Raw genomic sequence first — 26589 nt, forward strand, 5'->3', positions numbered from 1 at the left:
CAAAAAAAGCACCCGCAGGTGCTTTCTTTTAAACCCAGTTTAACCCGATGGCTAAACTCAGTTACCGTAAATATTGGCGCGATCGCGCAGCTCTTTACCCGGCTTAAAGTGCGGAACGTACTTGCCTTCCAGCTCAACTTTATCGCCCGTCTTCGGGTTACGCCCGGTACGTGGTGCACGATAGTGCAGAGAAAAACTACCGAAACCGCGGATTTCAATGCGCTCGCCCTGGGCAAGAGTGGTGGCCATATGCTCCAGCATCTCTTTTACGGCATCTTCCACTGCCTTGGCAGGGATATGCGGTTGCTGACTGGCAAGTCTTTCAATCAATTCTGACTTGGTCATGATTCCTCCGGTTCCTTTCAAACCAATTAGCTTAACAGCTCATTAAACAAGGGCGGCCGTAGCCGCCCTTTGTTATTGATTACAGGATGAATCCTGCAATCTGTCAAGTCCGCCTCACATCCTTTGCGCTGTAAATGCTTTACAGGTCAAGAGAAGGAGAGAACCTGATATTACTCGCCTTTAGCTGCTTTGAAAGCTTCAGCCATTGCGTTGTTAGAGAAGTTTGCATCTTCCTGTTTGTTAACAGTTGCGATTGCATCTTTCTCATCAGCTTCGTCTTTCGCACGAACAGACAGGCTGATTGCACGGTTCTTACGGTCAACACCGGTGAACTTAGCTTCAACGTCGTCACCAACGCTCAGAACCAGAGTTGCATCTTCAACGCGGTCACGTGAAGCTTCGGAAGCGCGCAGGTAACCTTCAACGCCGTCAGCCAGTTCTACGGTTGCGCCTTTAGCGTCAACTGCAGTCACTTTACCGTTTACGATTGCGCCTTTCTTGTTCAGTGCAACCCAGTTGTTGAACGGATCTTCTGCGAGCTGTTTAACGCCCAGGGAGATACGCTCACGTTCTGCGTCAACCTGCAGAACAACTGCAGCGATTTCGTCGCCTTTCTTGAATTCACGTACTGCTTCTTCGCCTGCAACGTTCCAGGAGATGTCAGACAGGTGAACCAGGCCATCGATGCCGCCGTCCAGGCCGATGAAGATACCGAAGTCAGTGATAGACTTGATTTTACCTTCAACACGGTCGCCCTTGTTGTGGGTTTCCGCGAACTGCTGCCATGGGTTGTTTTTGCACTGTTTCAGGCCCAGGGAGATACGACGACGTTCTTCGTCGATATCCAGAACCATCACTTCCACTACATCACCAACGTTAACAACTTTGGATGGGTGGATGTTTTTGTTGGTCCAGTCCATTTCGGAAACGTGCACCAGACCTTCAACGCCTTCTTCGATTTCAACGAAGCAGCCGTAGTCAGTCAGGTTGGTAACGCGACCAGTCAGTTTAGTACCTTCTGGGTAACGCTTAGCGATAGCTACCCATGGATCTTCGCCCAGCTGTTTCAGGCCGAGGGATACACGAGTACGCTCGCGGTCGAACTTCAGCACTTTAACAGTGATTTCGTCGCCCACGTTCACGATTTCGCTTGGGTGCTTAACGCGTTTCCACGCCATGTCGGTGATGTGCAGCAGGCCATCAACGCCGCCCAGGTCAACGAATGCGCCGTAGTCAGTGAGGTTCTTAACGATACCTTTGACTTCCATGCCTTCCTGCAGGTTTTCCAGCAGCTGATCGCGTTCTGCGCTGTTTTCGGATTCGATAACGGCACGACGGGATACAACAACGTTGTTACGCTTCTGGTCCAGCTTGATTACTTTGAACTCAAGCTCTTTGCCTTCGAGGTGCAGGGTGTCACGGACTGGACGAACGTCTACCAGTGAACCTGGCAGGAACGCACGAATACCATTCAGCTCAACAGTGAAGCCACCTTTAACTTTGCCGTTGATAACACCGACCACAGTTTCAGCTTCTTCGTAAGCTTTCTCCAGCGTGATCCATGCTTCGTGACGTTTAGCTTTCTCACGAGACAGCAGGGTTTCGCCGAAGCCGTCTTCTACTGCGTCCAGTGCAACATCAACTTCGTCACCGACCTGGATTTCCAGCTCGCCCTGGGCGTTTTTGAACTGCTCAGCCGGAATGGCGGACTCAGATTTCAGACCGGCGTCAACCAGTACTACGTCTTTGTCGATAGCAACAACAACACCGCGAACGATGGAACCCGGACGGGTTTCGATTGTTTTTAAGGATTCTTCAAATAGTTGAGCAAAAGATTCAGTCATGTTTAATCTTCAGGTTAATATTAACGTCCACCTGGCTCCGTGCCGGATGGGGTTGTTTCACATACCCGCCGTCAATCCTTTGCAGCGGGGGTACTGCTAAATCTGTCGCGATTACGCGAGTGCCAGTTTTTGGCGCGCATATTGTAGCGCTTTTTCAATCACTTGCTCAATAGTTAAACTGGTGGAATCCAGAACTAATGCATCTTCTGCGGGAACAAGTGGGGCGACGGCGCGGTTACGATCGCGGTCATCGCGCTCTTTTATCTCGGATAAAAGGCGTTCAAAGTTAACACTAAACCCCTTTTCCTGCAACTGAAGCATGCGGCGTTGAGCACGTTCTTCCGAAGAGGCATCAAGGAAAATCTTCACCGGTGCATCAGGGAAAACCACCGTTCCCATGTCACGTCCGTCAGCAATCAGCCCAGGGGCCTCACGGAAACCTCGCTGGCGACGCAGCAGTGCTTCGCGTACGCGTGGGAACGCGGCGACCTGAGAGGCCGCATTCGCGACGTCCTGGGTGCGGATTTCACCGCTGACGTCTTCCCCTTCAAGGATCACTTCAAGATTGCCGTTGGTTGAGACAAAACGGACATCCAGATGCGCGGCCAGGGGAACCAGGGCCTCTTCTGAGGCAACATCTACATGGTGATGCAGTGCAGCCAGAGCCAGCACGCGATAGATTGCTCCCGAATCTAAAAGATGCCATTGCAAGGCTTCTGCCATCGCTTTGCACAAGGTCCCTTTCCCTGCGCCACTTGGCCCATCAATGGTGATTACCGGGGCAACTGCCGTCATCGTTTTCTCCTTAATAAAGGCATACCGTTAACATAAACGCCGCGCATTATACGCGCCAATGTACGCAACTGTTACCTTTGCGTGCAAATTACGGAATTAATGAAGCAGAGTGTAGAAGAAATGGACGGGAATGCGTGTCAGAAAGCGTAAGGAAATGCCGCACCGGGAGATGCGGCAGAACGTTATCAGGCCAGCGTGCTTATGCGGGCCAGCTGTTCGAAATAGTCCGGGAAGGTTTTTGCCGTGCATTTCGGATCGAGGATGGTGACCGGCGTATCGGACAGCGCCACCAGCGAGAAGCACATCGCCATGCGGTGATCGTTGTAAGTCCCAATCTCGGCGAATTGCAGCGTTTTTGGCGGTGTGACGCGAATGTAATCTTCACCCTCTTCAACCGTTGCGCCCACTTTACGCAGCTCGGTCGCCATCGCAAACAGGCGGTCAGTCTCTTTCACGCGCCAGTTGTAGATGTTACGTAACGTCGTGGTACCTTTGGCGAACAGCGCCGCCGTCGCAATGGTCATCGCCGCATCCGGAATGTGGTTCATGTCCATATCAATGGCGTTCAGTTCACCGTGGGTGCAGGCGATAAAATCCTCTCCCCAGGTCACAACCGCGCCCATTTTCTCCAGCACGTCAGCAAAACGAATATCGCCCTGCACGCTGTTGCGACCAATACCGGTGACTTTTACGGTGCCGCCTTTAATCGCGCCCGCCGCCAGGAAATAGGAGGCTGACGAGGCGTCCCCTTCAACGAGATAGTGGCCCGGCGACTGATACTGCTGCGCACCGCGCACCACGAAACGCTGATACGACTGGTTGTCGACCTCAACACCGAAGGTCTTCATCAGGTGCAGCGTAATATCGATGTAGGGCTTAGAGACCAGGTCGCCTTTGATGACAATCGTCGTGTCCTGCGGTGCCAGCGGCGCGGTCATCAGCAGTGCCGTCAGGAACTGGCTTGACACGCTGCCGTCAACCTCAACATGACCGCCGGTAAAACCTCCGCGCAGACGCAGCGGCGGATAATTTTCCTGCTCCAGATAGTCAATCTGCGCGCCGCCCTGACGCAGGGCATCCACCAGATGACCAATCGGACGCTCTTTCATGCGCGGCTCGCCGGTCAGCACAACGTCGCCACTGCCGAGACACAACGCCGCCGCCAGCGGGCGCATTGCCGTCCCGGCGTTGCCGAGAAACAGTTCCAGCGCCTCAGACGAGCGTAACGCGCCGCCGTTGCCGGTGACGTCACAGCGGGTACGGTCTTCGGAGAGCGTGTAGTGAACTCCCAACGCTTTCAGCGCATTGAGCATATGGCGCACGTCATCGCTGTCCAGCAGATTCGTGAGGACGGTGGTGCCGTTTGCCAGAGCTGCCAGCAGCAGAGCGCGGTTCGAGACACTTTTTGAACCAGGCAGATTGATGGTGCCATCTACCCGCGCGATAGGTTGTAACGTCAGGGATTCCATGAAACTTAACTCTCAACTCAACTGAATAAAAACCCCGCAGCCAGGCTACGGGGGTGAAAACGGTGCAATTAACCGTGACGACGTTCGAAGTCAATCATGAAGTCGGTCAGCGCCTGAACGCCTTCCAGCGGCATGGCGTTATAAATGGAGGCACGCATGCCGCCAACAACACGGTGGCCTTTCAGCGCGTGCAGGCCTGCAGCAAAGGACTCTTCCAGGAAAAGCTTATCCAGGCCGTTGTCCGCCAGCTGGAACGGCACGTTCATGCGGGAGCGGTTGGCTTTTGCGACATCGTTGCGGTAGAAGTCGCTCTTATCAATGACGCCATACAGCAGTTCAGCTTTCTGCCGGTTGATTTTGTCCATCTGCGCCACGCCGCCGTTCTGTTTCAGCCATTTGAAGACCAGGCCAGAGAGGTACCAGGCAAAGGTCGGCGGGGTGTTGAACATCGAATCGTTATCGTTCAGGACGGTGTAATCCAGAATCGACGGGCAGGCTTTATGCGCTTTTCCGAGCAGGTCTTCCCGCACGATAACCAGCGTCAGGCCGGCAGGACCGATATTCTTCTGCGCACCGGCGTAAATCACGCCGTAGCGGCTGATATCCAGCGGTGTGGAGAGAATGGTGGAGGAGAAATCCGCCGCCACGACCACGTTTTCGCCGAAATCTGGCTCTTCGTGAATGGCGATGCCGTCAATGGTTTCATTCGGGCAGTAGTGAAGGTAAGCCGCATTGCGGGAGAGCTGCCATTCGCTCATTGGCTTCACGGCACGCAGGCCGTCAACGGTCACTTTGGCGTCGATGACGTTTGGGGTGCAGTATTTATGCGCCTCTTTCACCGCGCTGGCAGCCCAGTATCCCGCATCAACGTAGTCAGCGGTCGTTTTGTCGCCCAGAATATTGAGCGGAACGCCAGCAAACTGACCGCGTCCCCCGCCGTGGCAGAACAATACTTTGTAGTTCGAGGGGATGTTCAGCAGATCGCGAAAATCCTTTTCTGCCTCTTCCGCCACCTGAATAAATTCTTTACCACGGTGGCTGATCTCCATCACCGACGTACCCAGACCGTTCCAGTCACACAGTTCCTGCTGAGCCTGCTTGAGTACATCCGCCGGTAACATTGCCGGACCTGAACTGAAATTAAAGACTTGAGTCATTTCCCCTCACCACGCTAAAAGCCATAAGTTATAACTGTGGATATCGGTTTTATCATTCAGTGACACGCGCCGCAATGTCTAAAACTGACGAGCGGTAAAATGTGTCCGCCGTCACACAAAACAATCTGCCACCCTGGTCATAAGAAACCGACAAAATGGCTGTCAGGTGATACGTTTAGCCCTGCTAACCCTGGTCCATTCTGGATTGGCACAGCGCGGACATAATTGATGAGAACCTGCCTGCATCGTAATTACATGGCTGCATTTTATGCAGGCATATTCTCCGGCGTCGGGCACGGTGGTAAATCGCTCAATTAAATTATCGGGCAAGATACACAGACCGGGCTTAACCTCATCGTCAGAATAATAGTAAACGCTGATTTGCCCATTGGTTTCCATAATAGCCAGCCGGACCTGGCCCAGCTGCTCGACGCTGTTCAGACGCAGTTCCATGAAGAATTCAAATTCCGTCATGTTGGCGCGTTGCACTTTTTCCCACGCCAGTTGCCCTTCTTCCACGATAACCACCGGCTTGCCTTCAAACAAATCTTCCAGCTTTTCGCTTTTCGACATCAGCCACATCACCAGCCGGTACAGCAGGGCAAGCGAGAGGAAGACGATAAACACCGGCACCATGGGGACATCGTCATAAAAGGCCACGTCCCCCGCCGCCGAGCCGAGCGTCAGGATGATCAGCACCTCAAAGAGCGACATCTGGCGGACGCCGCGGCGGCCAGTGATTTTGAGAAACAGAAAGACCAACACGAAGGTATAGAGGCTGCGCAGCGCCACTTCGCCTAAAAACTCGGGAGGAACTTTATCAAACGCCATCCGCTGGAGATCAAATGCTTTCATTTTTCTATGCCTTAACAGTAGGTTACTGACTCTAAGCATAGTCCAGCCTTTTATTTTCGCCGAAGATAGCACCCGTCACGCAAAACCCGTATCATTGCGCGCTTTACGTACGATAAAAGTGAACGCCATGACTCAAACGTTTATCCCCGGCAAAGACGCCGCTCTGGAAGATTCCATCGCTCGCTTCCAGCAGAAACTGACCGACCTGGGCTTTAATATCGAAGAAGCCTCCTGGCTGAACCCGGTGCCTCACGTCTGGTCCGTCCATATTCGCGACAAAGACTGTGCGCTGTGCTTTACCAACGGTAAAGGTGCGACCAAAAAAGCGGCACTGGCCTCTGCGCTGGGTGAGTATTTTGAACGTCTGTCGACCAACTACTTTTTCGCCGATTTCTGGCTGGGCGAAACCATTGCCAATGGCCCGTTCGTACACTATCCGAACGAAAAATGGTTCCCGCTGACCGAAGACGACGCACTGCCGGAGGGCATTCTGGATGCGCGCCTGCGTGCGTTTTACGATCCGGAAAACGAACTGACCGCCAGCATGCTGATCGATCTGCAGTCAGGTAATGAAGATCGTGGGATCTGCGCCCTGCCGTTCACCCGCCAGTCGGATGAACAGACCGTCTATATACCGATGAACATCGTCGGCAACCTGTACGTATCCAACGGGATGTCCGCCGGGAACACTCGCAACGAAGCGCGCGTTCAGGGCCTGTCTGAAGTGTTTGAACGCCATATTAAAAACCGCATTATTGCCGAATCTATCAGCCTGCCTGAAATCCCGGCCGATGTGCTGGCGCGTTATCCGGGCGTGGTGGAATCCATCGCCAAACTCGAAGCGGAAGGTTTCCCTATCTTTGCCTACGATGGCTCGCTGGGCGGCAAGTATCCGGTTATCTGCGTGGTGCTGTTTAACCCGGCAAACGGAACCTGCTTCGCCTCCTTCGGTGCTCACCCGGACTTCGGCGTGGCGCTGGAGCGTACGGTAACCGAACTACTGCAGGGCCGTAGCCTGAAAGATCTGGACGTGTTCACGCCGCCTACGTTTGATGACGAAGAAGTGGCCGAGCACACTAACCTCGAAACGCACTTCATCGACTCCAGCGGCCTGATCTCCTGGGATATGTTTAAGCAGGACGCAGACTATCCATTCGTGGACTGGAGCTTTGCCGGCACCACGGAAGAAGAGTTCGCCACCCTGATGGCCATCTTTAAAGCGGAAGACCAGGACGTTTACATCGCGGATTACGAACACCTGAGCGTTTACGCGTGCCGCATTATTGTTCCGGGCATGTCCGACATCTATCCGTCAGAAGATTTGTGGCTGGCAAATAACAGCATGGGCGCACACCTGCGTGAAACGCTGCTGTCCCTGCCGGGCAGCGAGTGGGAGAAAGAAGATTATCTGAACCTGATCGCTCAGTTGGACGAAGAAGGTCACGATGACTTTACCCGCGTGCGTGAACTGCTGGGTCTGGCAACCGGAAAAGACAACGGCTGGTATACCCTGCGCATTGGCGAGCTGAAGGCAATGCTGGCGCTGGCGGGCGGCGATCTGGATCAGGCTCTTGCGTGGACGGAATGGACCATGGAATTCAACCAGTCCGTATTCTCTCCCGAGCGCACCAATTACTACCGCTGCCTGCAGACGCTGCTGCTGCTCTCTCAGGAAGAAGACCGCGAGCCGCTGCAATATCTTAATGCCTTCGTGCGTATGTACGGCGCAGAGGCGGTTGAAGCGGCCAGCGCGGCGCTGAGCGGTGAAGAGCCATTCTACGGTTTGCAGGCTGTCGACAGCGATCTTCACGCCTTCCCTGCACATCAGTCGCTGTTGAAAGCCTATGAGAAGCTGCAGAAAGCCAAAGCGGCGTACTGGTCAAAATAAGCGCATATAACATTATTGGCAGTAGGCGTATTCTGTCGTCTGGGCTATATTACGGGGCAATTTCATTGCCCCGTTTTTTTATTTTATAAGCAATGATGTTTGAATGTAATAATTAAGTTAAATACGGGTAAATATATGAATACTTACCTGGGTATTACTGTTACTTATTATGGCAAATACTCCATTTTAATTAACCGTTTCAGAGGGGGTGGACCAAAAAAACTCAACTCTTTTTGTAACTTTTAAAATTTATTTTTATACGGATAATCAAATACTTACTCCGCTTTTGCTGTAAAACCATACACATAGCGGGCCTATAAGCCAGGCGAGATATGATCTATATCAATTTCTCTTCTATAATGCTTTGTTAGTATCTCGTCGCCGACTTAATAAAGAGAGAGTTAGTGTGAAAGCTGACAACCCTTTTGATCTTTTACTCCCTGCTGCGATGGCAAAAGTTGCCGAGGAAGCGGGCGTCTATAAAGCAACGAAGCACCCGATGAAGACGTTCTATCTGGCGATCACGGCCGGTGTGTTCATCTCAATCGCCTTCGTCTTCTACATCACTGCCACTACCGGTACTGCTGCCATGCCTTTCGGCATAGCCAAACTGATTGGCGGTATCTGCTTCTCACTGGGTCTTATCCTCTGCGTCATCTGCGGCGCCGACCTCTTCACCTCGACGGTGCTGATTGTTGTGGCGAAAGCCAGCGGACGAATTACCTGGGGTCAACTGGCAATCAACTGGCTTAACGTATACGTTGGCAACCTGATTGGCTGTCTGCTCTTTGTTCTGTTGATGTGGCTCTCTGGCGAGTACATGACCGCCAACGGCGGCTGGGGCTTGAACGTCCTGCAAACCGCCGACCACAAAATGCATCACACATTTATCGAAGCCGTTGCTCTCGGCATCCTGGCTAACCTGATGGTCTGCCTGGCTGTATGGATGAGCTACTCGGGTCGTAGCCTGATGGACAAAGCCATGATTATGGTTCTGCCGGTTGCGATGTTTGTTGCCAGCGGCTTTGAGCACAGTATCGCGAACATGTTTATGATCCCGATGGGTATCGTAATCCGCAACTTTGCGAGCCCGGAGTTTTGGACTGCAGTTGGTTCAACCCCGGATAGTTTCTCTCACCTGACTATTATGAATTTCATTACTGATAACCTGATCCCAGTCACTATAGGGAACATTATCGGTGGGGGTTTATTAGTTGGGTTGACATACTGGGTCATTTACCTGCGTGGCGGCGACCATCATTAATGGTTTCCTCAGGCAGTAAATAAAAAATCCACTTAAGAAGGTAGGTGTTACATGTCCGAGCTTAATGAAAAGTTAGCCACAGCCTGGGAAGGTTTTACTAAAGGTGACTGGCAGAATGAAGTAAACGTCCGTGACTTCATTCAGAAAAACTATACCCCGTATGAAGGTGACGAATCCTTCCTGGCTGGCGCAACTGACGCGACCACCAAGCTGTGGGACAGCGTAATGGAAGGCGTTAAACTGGAAAACCGCACTCACGCGCCAGTTGATTTTGACACCTCCGTTGCTTCCACCATCACTTCTCACGATGCTGGCTACATCAACAAAGCCCTTGAGAAAATCGTTGGTCTGCAAACTGAAGCGCCACTGAAACGTGCGATTATCCCGTTCGGTGGTATCAAAATGGTTGAAGGTTCCTGCAAAGCGTATAACCGCGAGCTGGACCCAATGCTGAAAAAAATCTTCACCGAATACCGCAAAACCCACAACCAGGGCGTATTCGATGTTTACACCAAAGACATTCTGAACTGCCGTAAGTCTGGCGTTCTGACCGGTCTGCCAGATGCGTATGGCCGTGGCCGTATCATCGGTGACTACCGTCGCGTTGCGCTGTACGGTATCGACTTCCTGATGAAAGACAAATACGCGCAGTTTGTTTCCCTGCAGTCTGATCTGGAAAACGGCGTAAACCTGGAAGCGACTATCCGTCTGCGCGAAGAGATTGCTGAACAGCACCGTGCGCTGGGTCAGATCAAAGAAATGGCAGCGAAATACGGCTGCGATATCTCTGGTCCTGCGACTAACGCTCAGGAAGCTATCCAGTGGACCTACTTCGGCTACCTGGCCGCAGTTAAGTCTCAGAACGGTGCAGCCATGTCCTTCGGCCGTGTATCCACCTTCCTGGATGCATACATCGAACGCGACATCAAAGCTGGCAAAATCACCGAGCAAGACGCTCAGGAAATGATTGACCACCTGGTCATGAAACTGCGTATGGTTCGCTTCCTGCGTACCCCAGAATATGATGAGCTGTTCTCTGGTGACCCAATCTGGGCAACCGAATCTATCGGCGGTATGGGCGTTGATGGCCGTACCCTGGTAACCAAAAACAGCTTCCGCTTCCTGAACACCCTGTACACCATGGGTCCTTCTCCGGAGCCGAACATCACCGTTCTGTGGTCTGAAAAACTGCCTCTGAACTTCAAGAAATTCGCCGCTAAAGTGTCCATCGATACCTCTTCTCTGCAGTACGAGAACGATGACCTGATGCGTCCGGACTTCAACAACGACGACTACGCTATCGCTTGCTGCGTAAGCCCAATGGTTGTTGGTAAGCAAATGCAGTTCTTCGGTGCGCGTGCAAACCTGGCGAAAACCATGCTGTACGCAATCAACGGCGGCGTTGATGAAAAACTGAAAATGCAGGTTGGTCCTAAGTCTGAACCAATCAAAGGCGACGTGCTGAACTATGACGAAGTCATGGAACGCATGGACCACTTCATGGACTGGCTGGCTAAGCAGTACGTGACTGCGCTGAACGTTATCCACTACATGCACGACAAGTACAGCTACGAAGCTTCTCTGATGGCGCTGCACGACCGTGACGTTGTTCGCACCATGGCATGCGGTATCGCGGGTCTGTCCGTTGCAGCTGACTCCCTGTCTGCAATCAAATATGCGAAAGTTAAGCCAATTCGTGACGAAGACGGTCTGGCTGTCGACTTCGAAATCGAAGGCGAATATCCGCAGTTTGGTAACAACGATTCACGCGTTGATGACATGGCGGTTGACCTGGTAGAACGTTTCATGAAGAAAATTCAGAAACTGACGACTTACCGTAACGCTATCCCGACTCAGTCTGTTCTGACCATCACCTCTAACGTTGTGTATGGTAAGAAAACCGGTAATACCCCAGACGGTCGTCGTGCTGGCGCGCCATTCGGCCCAGGTGCTAACCCAATGCACGGTCGTGACCAGAAAGGTGCTGTTGCCTCTCTGACCTCCGTTGCTAAACTGCCGTTTGCCTACGCGAAAGATGGTATCTCTTATACCTTCTCCATCGTGCCAAACGCGCTGGGTAAAGACGACGAAGTGCGTAAAACCAACCTCGCGGGTCTGATGGATGGTTACTTCCACCACGAAGCGTCCATCGAAGGTGGTCAACACCTGAACGTGAACGTGATGAACCGTGAAATGCTGCTCGACGCAATGGAACATCCTGAGAAATATCCTCAGCTGACCATCCGCGTATCTGGCTATGCAGTACGTTTTAACTCCCTGACTAAAGAACAGCAGCAGGACGTTATCACCCGTACTTTCACTCAGTCCATGTAAGTGGATTTGACTGAAATCACGCGTTAAAAGGCGTACAATAAAGGCTCCACGCAAGTGGGGCCTTTTTAACACCCTCGCTTCATCAGTCTCTTTTGTCCGCTATCTATACTTAATGGATAACAGCCAAAACAGACTCGACATAGCCTTTGAGCTGTGCAACTACATAGGCCCCCGGATGGGCCAAATTCGGAGATATCACCGCAATGTCAACTATTGGTCGCATTCACTCCTTTGAATCCTGTGGCACCGTCGATGGCCCGGGGATCCGCTTTATTACCTTCTTCCAGGGCTGCCTGATGCGCTGCCTGTACTGCCACAACCGCGACACGTGGGATACCCACGGCGGAAAAGAAGTCACCGTTGAAGATTTAATGAAAGAGGTGGTGACCTACCGCCACTTTATGAACGCATCCGGCGGCGGCGTGACCGCATCCGGCGGCGAGGCGATCCTGCAGGCAGAGTTCGTGCGTGACTGGTTCCGCGCCTGCCGCAAAGAAGGCATTCATACCTGCCTCGATACCAACGGCTTTGTGCGCCGTTACGATCCGGTCATTGATGAGCTGCTTGAAGTGACCGATCTTGTGATGCTCGATCTCAAACAGATGAACGACGAGATCCACCAGAATCTGGTGGGCGTGTCCAACCACCGTACGCTGGAGTTTGCGAAATACATCTCGGGCAAAGGCATTAAAACCTGGATCCGCTATGTGGTGGTGCCGGGCTGGTCAGATGATGACGACTCCGCGCATCGTCTGGGCGAATTTACCCGCGACATGGGCAATGTCGAAAAAATTGAGCTGCTGCCCTATCACGAACTGGGTAAACATAAGTGGGTGGCGATGGGTGAAGAGTATAAGCTCGATGGCGTTAAGCCGCCGAAGAAAGAGACCATGGAGCGCGTCAAAGGTATTCTTGAGCAGTACGGTCACAAGGTGATGTATTAATAAAAGGCCCGGTTAAACCGGGCCTTTTTGTATTCTATTTAAATACGCCGTTAATAATGGTCGTGACGATGGCCGTGCTGAGCGCAATTAAGACCAGGTCGTCCCCCACCACCCGCCATTCATATCCGGGGATAAGACGGAAGCTGGCCGAGCATAGAGGCGGGTACCGTTTTTTTCGCAATGCCCGGAGGCAGCGGTTTACCGCGCGCGAGGTTCTTTGCAATGCCCGGCGGCAGTGAATCATAACCCGTCAAACCGTAGTTCAACGCCAGATGACGGGCATGATCGAAGCTCACGCGGGCGTCGACATCATCACTCACGCTCTTATTCGATTTCCCCGGTTTTTGGTTATCGTTATTGTGCTTATTGCCATGGTTGCCGGAATTACCGTTCCTATGGTTGCCGCTATTGCCTTGCTTATTACCGTGACCATTTCCATTCCCGTTTCCGGGGTTGGCCATAACCGGCGCACTGGCAAAGGTTAAAGACAACACTACGGCCAGGGCAGTAGTGGTAAGACGACGAGTAGACATGATGGCTGCCTTTTAGTGATAGAACTCACCTGAATTATCGCCTGGCGCAATAAACACACAATGCGTAAAACTCTGATATGTGATGGAGACAAAAAAGCCCGTCATCGACAGGCTTTTATTTCATCAGGCATGCGCAACCGGCGTCGGGTGCTCTCCCACTTTTCGCAAAAGCATGAGCAGGTAAATAAACGACACGCTGGCGATCATAATAAACAGCAGATTGTCAGAATAATTTTGCATCAGCATGGCGGTAAAGGTTGGCCCTAATAAACTGCCGATGGTGTAGCTCAGCAGCAGCGCCTGGTTCATCGCCACCAGCTGGTGGTGCTCGACCTTTTCACAGGCCCAGGCCATCGCCACCGGATAGAGAGTAAAGCCCGCTGCGCCCAGGATAAACAGCGCGGGCGCCATCGCGGCGTTGCTGAGCATCGCCAGGCATCCCATGATAACCACGAAGACCTGCACGCGCAGAACCAGCAAACGGCCAAAGCGATCGGCCAGGCGACCAACAGGCCACTGCCCGACGATGCCTGCGCTGACCATCACCGCCATCCAGAAGCCAATGCCGGAGTCGCTGACGCCCTGGTGGTTAAGATAAAGCGGCATCAGGCCATAGAGCGAGCCGAGCACAATACCGGAGATGATACAGCCGTTCACGCCCAGACGCGCCTGGCGCAATCTGAGCATCGGCCAGACGTGCGTGGCTTCCTGATGTTCACTGTGCTGGTTCACGATGCGGGTGAACAGCAGCGGCAGGATCGCAGCCAGGACCATGCCCGTCACCCACGGCAGGACGCTCACCAGATCGGTCGGCAGTTTGCTGACCATCAGTTGCCCCAGTACGGTACCGATGTAATAGACCATCATGTAGGCCGCCAGCAGGCGTCCACGGTTGCGCGAGGTGCCGCTGCACATCAGGGCGCTTTCCACCACCACCCAGATCATCGCGCAGCCGACGCCCGCGATAAAGCGCCAGGCCATCCAGCTCCAGAAGCCGACCATCAGGCCCAGTCCGGCGCATCCGGCGGCGAAAATCAGCGAGGCCAGATAGTAGCTGCGGTTAAATCCCACGCGCTTTATCAGGCTGCCGGTAAGCAGCGTGCCGAGCAGGTTACCCGTAAAAAAGGACGAGCTAACCATACCCACCTGCCAGGTCGGTAAGTTTTCATGGGCGAGCCAAAGCGGGACGAGCGTGTTTAACACGGCGATCGCCAGGGTCAACAAAAGCAGGCCACAGAGCAACAGGAGCACTGGCCGGGTATAGGTGGTCATGGATTAAAAACCGTGAGGAAGTTCAGATTTCGTGCGCATCATGCCACTGGCAAAAACAAAGTCAATCCGCCGTTTCAGGCCGCTCGCACAATATGTTCCTCGTCGATTTAAAAAACTCATCCAGCCCATGCCGGGCGAGTTATAAATTTTTATTATGTATTTGTTTTTATTTATTTATGGCTAAAATCGAAGCCAAACGACAGTCGAAAAATTTCATGATTGAAAAATGAAAAGCCGGGCACGCTGTCCCGGCTTTTTATAACGAAGAGTATGATTAACTGGCGATAGCCATACCCACGGTCATATGCAAACCGTAGAAGACACCACGACCAATGAGCTCCCCTGCCAGCACCAGCACGAAGGCCAGCGACAACAACGGCAGCGCAGGCTGATAGCCTTTCAACTGAGGTGCAATCCAGCATACGCACGCAACCACCAGCAACGCCAGACGCCAGGCCATCAGCGTGCCGTAATTCGGCACCAGCGCGGACGCCTGCTGAATAGAGCTGTGAATGGTTGCCAGTTCAGCGCCCTGCATCAGGGCAACCATCGCACTGACCACCAGCGCCAGCAGCGAAACCGCCGGCAGCAGACGCATTGCCCAGCCATCCACACCCGCCACACGCAGCAGCAGGAAGCCCAGGATCGGCCCGCCGATAAACATCGTCAGGAAGAAGCTCATCGGCGTCCAGACGCTGTACCACGTCGGCACGGTGTCGATGGTGTTATACACCCGCACCATCATCCAGACGAACACAACGCCGAGCACCATCGTCACGATAAGCCACAGGCTACGCAGCCCTGCTGGGAGTTTTTTCAGCGCCGCGAGCAGCCAGCCAAGGCCGCCGACGGCAAAGAAGATCGCCCCGCTGGCAATCTCGTTACTGAGCGAAGAGGCACCCACGCGGTTCAGGGAGTTAAAGGCGCGCATCGGCGAACCCAGGTGCAGCGTAGAGGCGATAAAGCCAATCCCCATCAGCACCCACAGGCCAAACATGCTGAGTACCAGACGCTGCTGCTGTTCGGCATTCAGATTGCCCTTTAACATCGCCAGCGCGAGCACGATAAACCCGCCCGCCACGCACTGCCCAAAGACCGTGAAGATCATCAGCGGCCATTCATGCCATCCACTTCCCATCTCACACCTCCTTCGGGTTTGCCAGATAGCCGGTGGTATCCCCGGTCGGGCGGCTGTTGGCGTTAGGTTTTATCACAATGCTCGGCTTCGTGAAGTGCGCGGACGGCAGCGGCGCAACCGCCGCCAGCTGGCCGTGCTTTTTACGCAGCTCCTCAATCGGGCCAAAGTCCAGCGCGCGCAGCGGGCAGGACTCAACGCAGATCGGCTTTTTGCCGTCCGCCACGCGGGTGTGGCAGCCGTCGCACTTGGTCATGTGGCCTTTGGCGGCGTTATACTGCGGTGCGCCGTACGGGCAGGCCATGTGGCAGTAGCGGCAGCCGATACAGACATCTTCATCCACCACCACAAAACCGTCCTCACGCTTGTGCATCGCGCCGCTCGGGCAGACCTTGGTACAGGCCGGATCTTCGCAGTGGTTACAGGCAATGGACAGATAGTAGGCAAACACATTCTGGTGCCAGACGCCGTTATCCTCCTGCCAGTCGCCGCCCGCGTATTCGTAGATACGGCGGAAGCTGACGTCCGGGGTGAGGTTTTTGTAGTCCTTACAGGCCAGCTCGCAGGTTTTGCACCCGGTGCACCGACTCGAATCAATAAAAAATCCATACTGGGTTGTCATCGGTTACTCCTTACACCTTTTCAACCTGAACAAGGTTCGTGTGGGACGGGTTGCCTTTCGCCAGCGGCGACGGGCGCTGCGTGGTCAGTACGTTAATACTGCCTGCCTGGTCGATGCGGTTTGCATCCGGGCTATACCAGGCCCCTTCCCCCAGCGCGACAACGCCAGGCATCATGCGCGGTGTGACTTTGGCCTCAATGTGCACCTCACCGCGGCCATTGAAGATGCGCACGCGGTCGCCGTTGCTGATGCCACGCGCTTTAGCATCCATCGGGTTGATCCACATCTCCTGACGGCAGGCGGCTTTCAGAACGTCAACGTTGCCATAGGTGGAGTGAACGCGGGCTTTGTAATGGAAGCCTGTCAGCTGCAGCGGGAATTTCGCCGTCAGCGGATCGTTATAATTTTCGAATCCAGGCGTATAGACAGGCAGCGGATCGATAACATCCCCGTCCGGCAACTCCCAGGTAGAGGCAATTTTGGCCAGTTCTTCAGAGTAAATTTCAATTTTGCCCGACGGCGTGGTCAGCGGATTCGCCTGCGGATCTTCACGGAAGGCTTTGTAAGCCACATGGTGCCCTTCCGGGTCGCGCTGCTTGTACATCCCCTGCTTGCGGAAGGTGTCGAAGTCAGGCAGGTCCGGGATGGCCTGGCGGGACAGTTCATGCAGGTGGCGCATCCACCCTTCCTGAGTACGCCCTTCGGTAAACTGCTGCTCCACGCCCAGACGTTTCGCCAGCCCGGTAGTCATCTCATAGATGGTTTTGCACTCGAAGCGCGGCTTGATGGCCTGGTCGGTGAAGATCACGTAGGACATGTTGCCGCATGAGGCGTCCAGCGCGAAGTCCATCTGCTCGGAGGCGGTGCAGTCCGGCAGCAGAATGTCGGCATATTTCGCCGACGAGGTCATGTGGCAGTCGATCACCACAATCATTTCGCACTTCTTGTCGTCCTGCAGGATCTCGTGCGTGCGGTTGATCTCAGAGTGCTGGTTGATCAGACAGTTTCCGGCGTAGTTCCAGATCATCTTGATCGGCACGTCCAGCTTGTCTTTGCCCCGCACACCGTCGCGCAGGGCGGTCATTTCCGGGCCACGCTCAATGGCATCGGTCCACATAAACATGGAGATACTGGTCTGTACCGGGTTGTCCAGCGTGGGCATACGTTCAAACGGCACTTCATAAGAGCCTTCACGCGCGCCGGAGTTACCGCCGTGAATGCCGACGTTACCCGTCAGAATCGACAGCATAGAGATCGCGCGGGTGGCGATTTCACCGTTGGCGTGACGCTGCGGCCCCCAGCCCTGGCTGATATAAGCCGGTTTCGCCGAGCCGATTTCGCGCGCCAGTTGAACAATGCGCTCAGCCGGAATACCAGTGATGGTGGAAGCCCACTCCGGCGTTTTCGCCACGCCGTCGCTGCCCTGGCCGAGAATATAGGCTTTATAGTGACCGTTGGCCGGGGCGCTGGCAGGCAAGGTTTTCTCATCGTAGCCGACGCAGTATTTATCGAGGAAAGGCTGATCGACCAGATTTTCGGTGATCATCACCCACGCCAGGGCGTTGACCAGTGCCGCATCGGTGCCAGGACGAATCGGGATCCATTCATCTTCTCGCCCTGCCCCGGTATCGGTGTAGCGCGGATCGATAATGATCATTCGGGCGTTTGATTTGGCGCGCGCCTGCTCAAGATAGTAGGTTACCCCACCGCCGCTCATGCGCGTCTCGCCGGGGTTATTACCGAACAGCACCACCAGCTTGCTGTTTTCGATATCGGACGGGCTGTTGCCGTCGGCCCAGCCGCCGTAGGTGTAGTTAAGCCCCGCAGCGATCTGCGCTGAAGAGTAGTCGCCGTAATGGTTAAGATAACCGCCACAGCAGTTCATCAGGCGGGCGATAAGCGTTTTTCCAGGTGGCCATGAACGGGTCATGGTGCCGCCCAGCGTGCCCGTACCGTAGTTCAGGTAGATGGACTCGTTGCCGTAGTCTTTAATCAACCGCTGCATCGTGGTCGCGATGATGTCGTAGGCTTCGTCCCAGCTGATGCGCTCGAACTTACCTTCCCCGCGCTTGCCTACGCGCTTCATCGGATACTTCAGACGATCCGGGTTATAGACCCGACGGCGCATCGAGCGCCCGCGCAGGCAGGCACGGACCTGGTGTAGCCCTTCGTAGTTGTCATCCCCGGTGTTATCGGTTTCGACATATTTGATTTCACCGTCCACCACATGCATACGCAGTGGACAGCGGCTTCCGCAGTTCACGGTACAGGCGCTCCACACCACTTTTTCCTGGGCAGCAGACGGAGACAGTGCATCCGCCGCCGAAGCCAGACGAGAAAAAGGGAGCGTGAAGGCGCTGCTGGCAACGGCCAGGCCGCCTATTGCCGTGGTTTTCATTAACCCACGGCGAGTGACCTCGGCAGCCATTAATGCATCAGGCGCTTTGATTTTCATAAAAACTCACTTTGGTTGCTCACAAAGAAAAGAGAGGCGGCCCCAGCCGCTGTATATTTTTATTTATAACGAAGTACTTCGTTTTCAGCGAGTTACGCTAAATATCATCTACCGAAGTATTACTACTTTAGAGGGATGGGTTATTGCTTAGTATCAAACGAGGGGCATAAAAAAAGCGCCGGGAGGCGCTTTTTACATTACGGCTTTCGTTAGCCGATGAACTGCTGGCCTTTCATATACGGGCGCAGCACTTCCGGGATCTCAATACGACCGTCCGCCTGCTGGTAGTTTTCCAGGACGGCAACCAGCGTACGGCCTACAGCCAGACCCGAACCGTTCAGGGTATGAACCAGACGGGTTTTCTTGTCGGATTTGTTGCGGCAACGTGCCTGCATACGGCGCGCCTGGAAATCCCAGACGTTAGAGCAGGAGGAGATTTCACGATAGGTGTTCTGCGCAGGCACCCAGACTTCAAGGTCGAAGGTTTTGCAGGCACCAAAGCCCATGTCGCCCGTGCAGAGCGCCATACGGCGGTACGGCAGGCCGAGCAGCTCCAGCACTTTCTCCGCGTGACCGGTCATCTCTTCCAGCGCATCCATGGAGTCTTCCGGACGCACGATCTGCACCATCTCGACTTTATCGAACTGGTGCATACGGATCAGGCCGCGGGTATCGCGACCGTAAGAACCCGCTTCAGAACGGAAGCACGGAGAGTGCGCGGTCAGTTTGATCGGCAGATCGTCTTCGTCGATGATCTCATCGCGTACCAGGTTGGTCAGCGGCACTTCCGCCGTCGGGATCAGCGCGTAGTTGCTGCTGTCCGCTTCTTCGTCCAGCGGACGGGTATGGAACAGATCGCCGGCAAATTTCGGCAGCTGGCCCGTACCGTACAGCGTATCGTGGTTAACCAGATACGGGACGTAGGTTTCACTGTAGCCGTGCTGTTCAGTGTGCAGATCCAGCATGAACTGCGCCAGCGCGCGGTGCAGATGGGCAATCTGGCCTTTCATCACCACAAAGCGTGAGCCGGTCAGCTTAACCGCGGCCGCAAAGTCCAGCCCCGCGTGCATTTCGCCCAGCGTAACGTGATCGCGAACCTCGAAGTCGAACTCGCGAGGCGTACCCCAGCGTTTCACTTCAACGTTGTCGTTTTCGTCTTTACCCACAGGCACGCTGTCGTCAGGAATGTTCGGGATCGCCAGCGCAATATCGCGAATTTCGGCCAGAAGAACGTCAAGTTCGGCTTTCGCCTGATCCAGTTCTTCACCCAGTTTGTTCACTTCCAGGCGTAATGGCTCAATGTCTTCCCCGCGCGCTTTCGCCTGGCCGATGGATTTCGATCGAGAATTACGCTCTGCCTGCAGATTTTCAGTTTGTACCTGCAGAACTTTACGACGCTCTTCAAGAGCGCGCAGCTTATCTACATCCAGCTTAAAGCCCCGGCGTGCCAGTTTTTCAGCGACTGCGTCTGGCTCATTACGCAGCAGATTGGGATCGAGCATGCTTATCCTGTGCTTATCGAATTAAAAGAGGAAAAGTGACCACAGCCTGCGGCCACAAGGTTTTACCCTAAATAATTCGAGTTGCAGGAAGGCGGCAAGCGAGCGAATTCCCCAAGAGCATAGAAAACTATGTGACTGGGGTGAGCAAGCGCAGCCAACGCACATGCAACTTGAAGTATAACGGGTATAGATTGCCAACATTACCGCAACGTTAGCGCTAACGGTAGCGTTTTATAGGGCTATTTTGATCCTGTCCGGCAAGCCAGGCGAGCTTTTCGCCAATCTTGCCCTCAAGACCTCTGTTTGTCGGCTGATAGTAGCGAGTTTGTGCCATCTCCTGCGGAAAATACTCCTCTCCGGCAGCATAGGCGTTGGGTTCATCATGGGCGTAGCGGTACGCCTGCCCGTAACCCATCTCTTTCATCAGTTTGGTCGGGGCGTTGCGCAGATGAACCGGGACATCGTAATCCGGGCGCTCGCGCGCGTCGGCCATAGCCGCTTTAAAGGCGGTATAGACGGCGTTGCTTTTCGGGGCACAGGCAAGATAAACAATCGCCTGGGCAATGGCGCGCTCGCCTTCAGCAGGCCCGACGCGGGTGAAACAATCCCAGGCGGAGAGCGCCACCTGCATCGCACGCGGATCGGCATTGCCGACATCTTCCGAGGCAATGGCCAGGCAGCGACGCGCCACGTACAGCGGATCGCCACCGGCGGTGATAATGCGCGCATACCAGTACAGCGCCGCATCCGGCGCGCTGCCGCGCACGGATTTATGCAGCGCCGAGATAAGATCGTAAAAACGATCGCCTTTATTATCGAACCGCGCGCTGCGCTCACCCGCAATTTCAGTGAGCAGTTCGGGTTTCAGCACGCGCTTGCCGGCATCGTCAACTTCGGCCATATCGGCCATCATTTCCAGCGTATTGAGTGCCCGCCGCGCATCGCCGTTCACCAGCTGCGCTATCGCCAGACGCGTTTCGTCAGGCAGAACGATATCCTGTCCGCCGTAGCCGCGCGCTTTATCGCTCATGGCCTGCGTCAGGACGTGCTCAATATCCTCGGTCGTCAGCGATTTAAGCAGATAGACACGCGCCCGGGAAAGCAGCGCTGAATTGAGTTCAAACGACGGGTTTTCGGTGGTCGCACCAATGAAGAAGATGGTGCCATCTTCAATGTGCGGCAGGAAAGCATCCTGCTGGCTTTTGTTGAAGCGATGGACTTCGTCGACAAAAAGAATGGTACGCCGCCCGGCGTTGCGATTCTGTCGCGCGCGTTCGATAGCCTCGCGGATCTCCTTCACGCCGGAGGTGACGGCGGAGATACGTTCAACGTCCGCGTTAGCGTAGCGGGCAATCACTTCTGCGAGGGTGGTTTTACCGGTTCCCGGCGGCCCCCAGAGGATCATGGAGTGCAGATGCCCGGCCTCAATGGCGCGCGGCAAGGGTTTTCCCGCAGCCAGCAGATGCTGCTGGCCGATGTACTGCGCTAAATTTTCTGGCCGCATACGCGCGGCCAGAGGTTGAAACGCGTTATCTGAAAAATCGAGCGACAGGTTGCCCACTCATGCCTCTTACTTACGTTGGTCGTCCACCGTTACGCCCTGCGGCGGGGTAAAGGTGAATTTCGATGCATCGACAGCGCCGTTTTGCTGTGATTTGAGCTGATAACTGCTGCGCTGATCGTCTTGCTCAACTGCACCGAACTGATTAATGGTCCCGTTGCTGCTCACGTTGATGGTGAACTGTTTCAGGTTACCGTTGTTGCCTTTTGGCGTCAGAACAAACTCGTCACCGGTCTGCTTGATATTGTACTGCTGCCAGTCGCTGGCCTGGTTACGGGCAATCAACATGAACGGCGTGTTGCCCGTGGCGTCTTTCAGCCAGGTCGCGGTAGCCTGCTCAACAAACGGGTTATAGAACCACAGCGTTTTGCCGTCAGACACAAGGATGCTTTCATCCGGCTGTGTCATATGCCAGTTGAACAGATTAGGGCGTTTTACCCATAAATCTCCCTGGCCTTCCTGCACCGCGTTGCCGCTGCCGTCTGTGACTTTTTGGGTAAAGCTGGCGTGGAAGCTGCTCACTTTATCCAGGCGGCTTTTAAGGTCGCTGGCGGCATCAGCCCAGACGCTGCTGGCAACAAAACTGGTAAGTAATGCACAGGCGATTGCGATTTTTTTCATTCTTATTCCTTAAAATACGTCGTCCCGAAGCGGGTTCCGTTTCTATTCTGGACCTGCCCGCAGGCAGGTGACAGAAGAATATGCTTAATTTTGACTGATTTACCCTTCTTTGCAATCTCGAAGGATCATTCAAACGGCGGCGGAGCCAGCACCTCACGGTTACCATTATGCCCCTGCTCGCTGACAATCCCCTGCGCTTCCATCTGCTCGATGATGCGCGCCGCGCGGTTGTAGCCGATACGGAACTGACGCTGCACGCCGGAGATAGAGGCCTTGCGTTTTTCGGTGACGAAATTAACCGCCTGATCGAATAACGGATCCAGCTCCTCGCCGCCGTCAAACCCGCCACCGCCGCCTTCGCTTTCGGTGTCGTTGGTAATGCCATCCACGTATTGCGGACGACCGCGGGCCTTCCAGTCCTGAACAACCGCGTGCACTTCCTGATCGCGGACAAATGCGCCGTGTACGCGCACCGGAGACGTCGAGTTCGGGCCGGAGTACAGCATGTCACCCATACCCAGCAATGACTCTGCGCCGCCCTGATCGAGGATGGTACGCGAGTCAATTTTACTGGAGACGGTAAACGCAATACGGGTCGGGATGTTCGCTTTGATAAGCCCGGTAATAACGTCAACGGACGGACGCTGGGTCGCCAGAACGAGGTGAATACCGGCCGCACGCGCTTTCTGCGCCAGGCGAGCAATCAGCTCTTCGACTTTCTTACCCACGGTCATCATCAGATCGGCGAACTCGTCCACCAGCACCACGATGTAAGGCAGTTTTTCCAGTACAGGATGCTGCGCATCCATGCTGTCGCCCGGCTTCCAGTAAGGATCCGGGATCGGGCGGCCCATGCGTGCCGCCTCGGCGATTTTCTCGTTATAGCCCGCCAGATTACGCACGCCCAGCGCCGACATCAGTTTGTAGCGACGTTCCATCTCATTGACGCTCCAGCGCAGCGCGTTAGCAGCATCTTTCATGTCGGTCACAACTTCGGTCAGCAGATGCGGAATACCTTCGTAGACGGAGAGTTCCAGCATTTTCGGGTCGATCATAATGAAGCGCACGTCTTCCGGCTGTGCTTTGTAAAGCATGCTCAGGATCATGGCGTTCACACCGACGGATTTACCGGAACCAGTGGTACCCGCTACCAGCAGGTGCGGCATTTTCGCCAGATCGGCGACCACCGGGTCGCCCGCGATATCTTTGCCCAGCACCACGGTCAGCGGGGATGGGTTGTCACGGAACTTGGTGTTATCCAGCACTTCGCGCAGGTAAACGGTCTGGCGCTTTTTATTCGGCAGTTCAAGCCCGACGTACGGCTTGCCTGGGATCACTTCAACCACACGCACCGCAACCGTCGACAGCGAACGCGCCAGGTCACGGGACAGGTTTGAAATCCGTGCCGCCTTAACGCCCGGGGCCAGATTCAGCTCGAAGCGGGTGATCACCGGACCCGGTGAGTAGTTCACCACATCGGCCTTGATGCGGAAGTCCGCGAGGCGAGCTTCCACCAGACGGGCCATCTGCTCCAGCGCAAAAGTATCGACTGGCTCGACTTCTGCCGGTGGCGGCGTTAACAGATCCAGAGACGGCAGCGGCGTGCTCGGACGCTGCAGCGGACGGCTGTCGCCGTTACGCATCAGCAGCGGATGAATAAGGCTCTCCTGCGGCTGTGCCGGTGGCTGCTGGAACTGCGGCTGCTGCGGTTGCGGTTGTGCATACGGCTGTGGAGCCGGTTGCTGCGGCTGTGCATAAGCCTGTGGGGCCGGCTGTTGCGGCTGCGCATAAGCCTGTGGAGCCGGTTGCTGCGGCTGCGCATAAGCCTGCGGAGCCGGCTGCTGCGGCTGGGCATAAGTCTGCGGAGCCGGCTGCTGCGGCTGCGAATAAGCCTGTGGAGCCGGTTGCTGACGAACGGGTTCCGCTTCCGGCATGACGCTCGGCGTAAACAGCGGTTCGCTCGGGCCATCATCCACCAGATCTATCATCGGCGAGAATTCGAAATCCGACAGCGAGAACGGATTTGCGCCAGAAGGCTGCTCACCGGAGTAGCGCTGCTGCTGCGTGGCCGCAAACTGACGTGCTAATTCTGCCTCTGCGGCATCGTCATCGTCTTCGGCAGTCTGCACATCGTGCTGATACTCATCACCGTAACGCTGATTCTGCTGTGCGGCGAACTGGCGAGCCAGCTCATCCTGATGCAGCTCATCGCCATCATCTTCGTAGTCAGCCTCGCGCGCTTTCTCTTCCGCCATGCGCTGAGAAGGCAGCTTGATACCGTAGGAGGCCAGCTCGCGGCGAGTAGGTACGCGCACGCGGTTAGGGCGAGGCAGCTGTGGGCCAATGCCTTCTTTTACCTGGGGACGCGGTGCGCCTCCGGCCAGGCCAAATACCGGTGCCGCTGCGGCGGCGGCAGCCGTCGCCTGTTTAACGCTTTCAGCCACTGGCGCAACGGCTGGCGTTGGGTCGACCGGTGGTACGGAAACAGACGGTGCAGGTGATGACGTTGGCTGCGCCGGTTCCGGCACAGGTTGATACCAGGCCGCCAGCTGCTCGCGTTCGCGGGCGCGGCGCTCTTCAACCTCTTCAAAGTAATACATTGGCGGACGAGACGGTTTCGCCTCTTCTACTGGTTCCGGTTCTGGCGCAGGAGCGACATACGGCTGCACGGATTCAACCGGCTCAGGCGCAGCATACGGCTGGGCAGGTTCCACCGGCTCATACACAGGTTCATGATACGGCTGGGCCACCGGCTGCTCGTAGTGCGGATACTCTTGCGGTGCGTAAGCAGGCTCTGGCTGATAAGGCTGCTGCCACGGCTCCTGCTGCACGGGCACATAGCTTTCCGGCTCCGGCGCAATAGTCGGTTCAGGCGTGTGGACACCCGGCGCGGTTTGCCAGGCAACCTGCGGCTGCTGAATCACAGAATCCGGCGCGGGTACAGCCGCGGACGGCATGACTGCATCAGCCGGTGCAGCATAAGCCTGCGCAGCGGTTGTCGCCGCGGCAGCAGCGGCAACCGGCTCCGTGACAGAGTGACCGCTCATTAGCGGATCGTACTCGTCATAATCGTCTGGCGTTGCGCGATGCCCTGAGAAAAGAACGTCATCCGGGTCAACGGCGCTGCCCCCGGCGCGGTACTCAACCCGATCCTCTTCATCCATACGTTTGCCGGAGAAAAGCGCCGCATCCGTTTTACGGCCAAGCGGGTTGGCAAATTTTTCCGCTACGCGCTGACGACGCGCCAGCGCACCGCGCAGAATGCGCGCACGGCGGGATTCACGACGCTCAACGGGTGCATCGTCATCCTCATAGTCATCTTCATATTCGTCTTCATCGACCCACGTATCATCGCGGCGGGTGCGGTTGCTGGCAAAAGTGAGAACCGTCAGGATAAAGCTGCCAATCTTCTCGGCGATGCTCACCCACGACCAGCCGGTGAACAGCGTCAAACCGGCGGCCCAGATGCAAAGCAACGCCAGCGTGCCGCCGCTGCTGTGAAGCATCGGTTGCAAGGCGGAGCTTAACAGGCTGCCAATCACCCCGCCGGAAGCAAAGTACCAGATATCATCGGCGTTAATGGCCGCCAGGCCACAGGAGGTCAGGATCAGCGCCAGCGCCCCTATCAGGCGCAGTGAAACCGCAAAATAGTCGATGTAGTCGTCGTTCTGACGGTGACGCCAGGCAAACCAGCATCCGCCAATAATAATGACGGGAATGGTGTACGCCATCACACCGAAAATGAAAAAGAGCGTGTCAGCAAGCCAGGCACCGGGAACGCCGCCTAAATTATGGATAGGCTCATGCCAGGCGGTTTGCGACCAGCTGGGATCGGAAGGATTGAAACTCAGTAACGCTGCCATCAGCCAGACGGCAAAAAGGGCAATAACAATCAGTAACGCCTCAAGGAGACGACGTCCGCTGCTTAGCTTCGATAGTGTGACTTCTTTGTCTTCAGTGTATTCCTGGCTCAAGAAAGGCTCTCCAGGTATC

General features: G+C 55.1%; 18 protein-coding genes and 1 pseudogene. 4 read left to right on the forward strand and 15 right to left on the reverse strand.

Annotated elements, in window-relative coordinates; genetic code table 11:
* Positions 1–57: 57 nt before the first annotated feature.
* The 6 genes from ihfB to I6L58_RS04675 form a co-directional block, all read right to left on the reverse strand.
* Positions 58–345, reverse strand: coding sequence for an integration host factor subunit beta (gene ihfB / locus I6L58_RS04650; RefSeq protein ID WP_003858233.1), 288 nt, complete (start codon positions 343–345; stop codon positions 58–60).
* 170 nt (positions 346–515) lie between these two features.
* On the reverse strand, positions 516–2189 hold the full coding sequence (gene rpsA, locus I6L58_RS04655) for a 30S ribosomal protein S1 (protein WP_006174462.1): 1674 nt from the start codon (positions 2187–2189) through the stop codon (positions 516–518).
* A gap of 111 nt (positions 2190–2300) precedes the next feature.
* Positions 2301–2984, reverse strand: a complete 684-nt coding sequence (gene cmk, locus I6L58_RS04660; protein WP_006174460.1) for a (d)CMP kinase — start codon at positions 2982–2984, stop codon at positions 2301–2303.
* A 185-nt stretch (positions 2985–3169) separates the two neighbouring features.
* Positions 3170–4453 carry a 3-phosphoshikimate 1-carboxyvinyltransferase gene (gene aroA / locus I6L58_RS04665; protein ID WP_088207570.1) on the reverse strand — a complete coding sequence of 428 codons (1284 nt, stop codon included), beginning with the start codon at positions 4451–4453 and terminating at the stop codon, positions 3170–3172.
* Positions 4454–4521: 68 nt separating this feature from the next.
* Positions 4522–5610: a 3-phosphoserine/phosphohydroxythreonine transaminase gene (gene serC, locus I6L58_RS04670; protein ID WP_088207571.1), complete on the reverse strand. Its 1089-nt coding sequence runs from the start codon at positions 5608–5610 to the stop codon at positions 4522–4524.
* A gap of 162 nt (positions 5611–5772) precedes the next feature.
* Positions 5773–6465: a DUF421 domain-containing protein gene (locus tag I6L58_RS04675; protein ID WP_006174448.1), complete on the reverse strand. Its 693-nt coding sequence runs from the start codon at positions 6463–6465 to the stop codon at positions 5773–5775.
* Positions 6466–6592: 127 nt separating this feature from the next.
* Here I6L58_RS04675 and ycaO point away from each other — a divergent pair, with 127 nt between their 5' ends.
* The 4 genes from ycaO (at position 6593) to pflA (ending at position 12895) form a co-directional block, all read left to right on the forward strand.
* On the forward strand, positions 6593–8353 hold the full coding sequence (gene ycaO / locus I6L58_RS04680) for a 30S ribosomal protein S12 methylthiotransferase accessory factor YcaO (RefSeq protein ID WP_088207572.1): 1761 nt from the start codon (positions 6593–6595) through the stop codon (positions 8351–8353).
* Positions 8354–8759: 406 nt separating this feature from the next.
* Positions 8760–9617 (forward strand): formate transporter FocA, encoded by an 858-nt coding sequence (focA, locus tag I6L58_RS04685; RefSeq protein WP_042319447.1) that lies wholly within the window; start codon positions 8760–8762, stop codon positions 9615–9617.
* Between the two features lie 51 nt (positions 9618–9668).
* The gene (gene pflB / locus I6L58_RS04690; RefSeq protein WP_006174442.1) at positions 9669–11951 is read left to right on the forward strand and encodes a formate C-acetyltransferase; all 2283 of its coding nucleotides are present in this window, start codon (positions 9669–9671) and stop codon (positions 11949–11951) included.
* A 203-nt stretch (positions 11952–12154) separates the two neighbouring features.
* Entirely contained in the window at positions 12155–12895 is a 741-nt protein-coding gene (gene pflA / locus I6L58_RS04695) for a pyruvate formate lyase 1-activating protein (protein ID WP_006174441.1), read from the forward strand.
* 34 nt (positions 12896–12929) lie between these two features.
* On the opposite strand, the pseudogene I6L58_RS04700 reads toward pflA, so the two are convergent.
* The 9 genes and pseudogenes from I6L58_RS04700 to ftsK all read right to left on the reverse strand — a co-directional run bounded on the left by I6L58_RS04700 (position 12930) and on the right by ftsK (position 26570).
* Positions 12930–13428 (reverse strand): annotated as a pseudogene (locus I6L58_RS04700) (anti-virulence regulator CigR family protein).
* 123 nt (positions 13429–13551) lie between these two features.
* Complete coding sequence (locus I6L58_RS04705; RefSeq protein ID WP_006174438.1) at positions 13552–14700, reverse strand: MFS transporter; 1149 nt, start codon at positions 14698–14700, stop codon at positions 13552–13554.
* A 274-nt stretch (positions 14701–14974) separates the two neighbouring features.
* On the reverse strand, positions 14975–15838 hold the full coding sequence (locus tag I6L58_RS04710) for a dimethyl sulfoxide reductase anchor subunit family protein (protein WP_058609237.1): 864 nt from the start codon (positions 15836–15838) through the stop codon (positions 14975–14977).
* 1 nt (position 15839) lies between these two features.
* Positions 15840–16457 (reverse strand): DMSO/selenate family reductase complex B subunit, encoded by a 618-nt coding sequence (locus tag I6L58_RS04715; protein ID WP_058609238.1) that lies wholly within the window; start codon positions 16455–16457, stop codon positions 15840–15842.
* A gap of 10 nt (positions 16458–16467) precedes the next feature.
* On the reverse strand, positions 16468–18912 hold the full coding sequence (gene dmsA, locus I6L58_RS04720; protein ID WP_088207573.1) for a dimethylsulfoxide reductase subunit A: 2445 nt from the start codon (positions 18910–18912) through the stop codon (positions 16468–16470).
* A gap of 209 nt (positions 18913–19121) precedes the next feature.
* The gene (gene serS, locus I6L58_RS04725) at positions 19122–20414 is read right to left on the reverse strand and encodes a serine--tRNA ligase (protein ID WP_006174430.1); all 1293 of its coding nucleotides are present in this window, start codon (positions 20412–20414) and stop codon (positions 19122–19124) included.
* 217 nt (positions 20415–20631) lie between these two features.
* Positions 20632–21975 carry a replication-associated recombination protein RarA gene (gene rarA, locus I6L58_RS04730; RefSeq protein ID WP_058609241.1) on the reverse strand — a complete coding sequence of 448 codons (1344 nt, stop codon included), beginning with the start codon at positions 21973–21975 and terminating at the stop codon, positions 20632–20634.
* A gap of 9 nt (positions 21976–21984) precedes the next feature.
* Positions 21985–22596: an outer membrane lipoprotein chaperone LolA gene (gene lolA / locus I6L58_RS04735; protein WP_006174426.1), complete on the reverse strand. Its 612-nt coding sequence runs from the start codon at positions 22594–22596 to the stop codon at positions 21985–21987.
* Positions 22597–22721: 125 nt separating this feature from the next.
* Complete coding sequence (gene ftsK / locus I6L58_RS04740) at positions 22722–26570, reverse strand: DNA translocase FtsK (protein WP_088207574.1); 3849 nt, start codon at positions 26568–26570, stop codon at positions 22722–22724.
* Between the last annotated feature and the right edge of the window lie 19 nt (positions 26571–26589).

This window comes from Enterobacter cancerogenus, from assembly GCF_019047785.1.
GTDB classification, from domain to species: domain Bacteria; phylum Pseudomonadota; class Gammaproteobacteria; order Enterobacterales; family Enterobacteriaceae; genus Enterobacter; species Enterobacter cancerogenus.

Bases quoted from the DNA above. Each gene is read 5' to 3' on its own strand.
- ihfB (WP_003858233.1), bottom strand. From the start codon at position 345: ATGACCAAGTCAGAATTGATTGAAAGACTTGCCAGTCAGCAACCGCAT.
- rpsA (WP_006174462.1), bottom strand. From the start codon at position 2,189: ATGACTGAATCTTTTGCTCAACTATTTGAAGAATCCTTAAAAACAATC.
- cmk (WP_006174460.1), bottom strand. From the start codon at position 2,984: ATGACGGCAGTTGCCCCGGTAATCACCATTGATGGGCCAAGTGGCGCA.
- aroA (WP_088207570.1), bottom strand. From the start codon at position 4,453: ATGGAATCCCTGACGTTACAACCTATCGCGCGGGTAGATGGCACCATC.
- serC (WP_088207571.1), bottom strand. From the start codon at position 5,610: ATGACTCAAGTCTTTAATTTCAGTTCAGGTCCGGCAATGTTACCGGCG.
- I6L58_RS04675 (WP_006174448.1), bottom strand. From the start codon at position 6,465: ATGAAAGCATTTGATCTCCAGCGGATGGCGTTTGATAAAGTTCCTCCC.
- ycaO (WP_088207572.1), top strand. From the start codon at position 6,593: ATGACTCAAACGTTTATCCCCGGCAAAGACGCCGCTCTGGAAGATTCC.
- pflB (WP_006174442.1), top strand. From the start codon at position 9,669: ATGTCCGAGCTTAATGAAAAGTTAGCCACAGCCTGGGAAGGTTTTACT.
- pflA (WP_006174441.1), top strand. From the start codon at position 12,155: ATGTCAACTATTGGTCGCATTCACTCCTTTGAATCCTGTGGCACCGTC.
- I6L58_RS04705 (WP_006174438.1), bottom strand. From the start codon at position 14,700: ATGACCACCTATACCCGGCCAGTGCTCCTGTTGCTCTGTGGCCTGCTT.
- I6L58_RS04710 (WP_058609237.1), bottom strand. From the start codon at position 15,838: ATGGGAAGTGGATGGCATGAATGGCCGCTGATGATCTTCACGGTCTTT.
- I6L58_RS04715 (WP_058609238.1), bottom strand. From the start codon at position 16,457: ATGACAACCCAGTATGGATTTTTTATTGATTCGAGTCGGTGCACCGGG.
- dmsA (WP_088207573.1), bottom strand. From the start codon at position 18,912: ATGAAAATCAAAGCGCCTGATGCATTAATGGCTGCCGAGGTCACTCGC.
- serS (WP_006174430.1), bottom strand. From the start codon at position 20,414: ATGCTCGATCCCAATCTGCTGCGTAATGAGCCAGACGCAGTCGCTGAA.
- lolA (WP_006174426.1), bottom strand. From the start codon at position 22,596: ATGAAAAAAATCGCAATCGCCTGTGCATTACTTACCAGTTTTGTTGCC.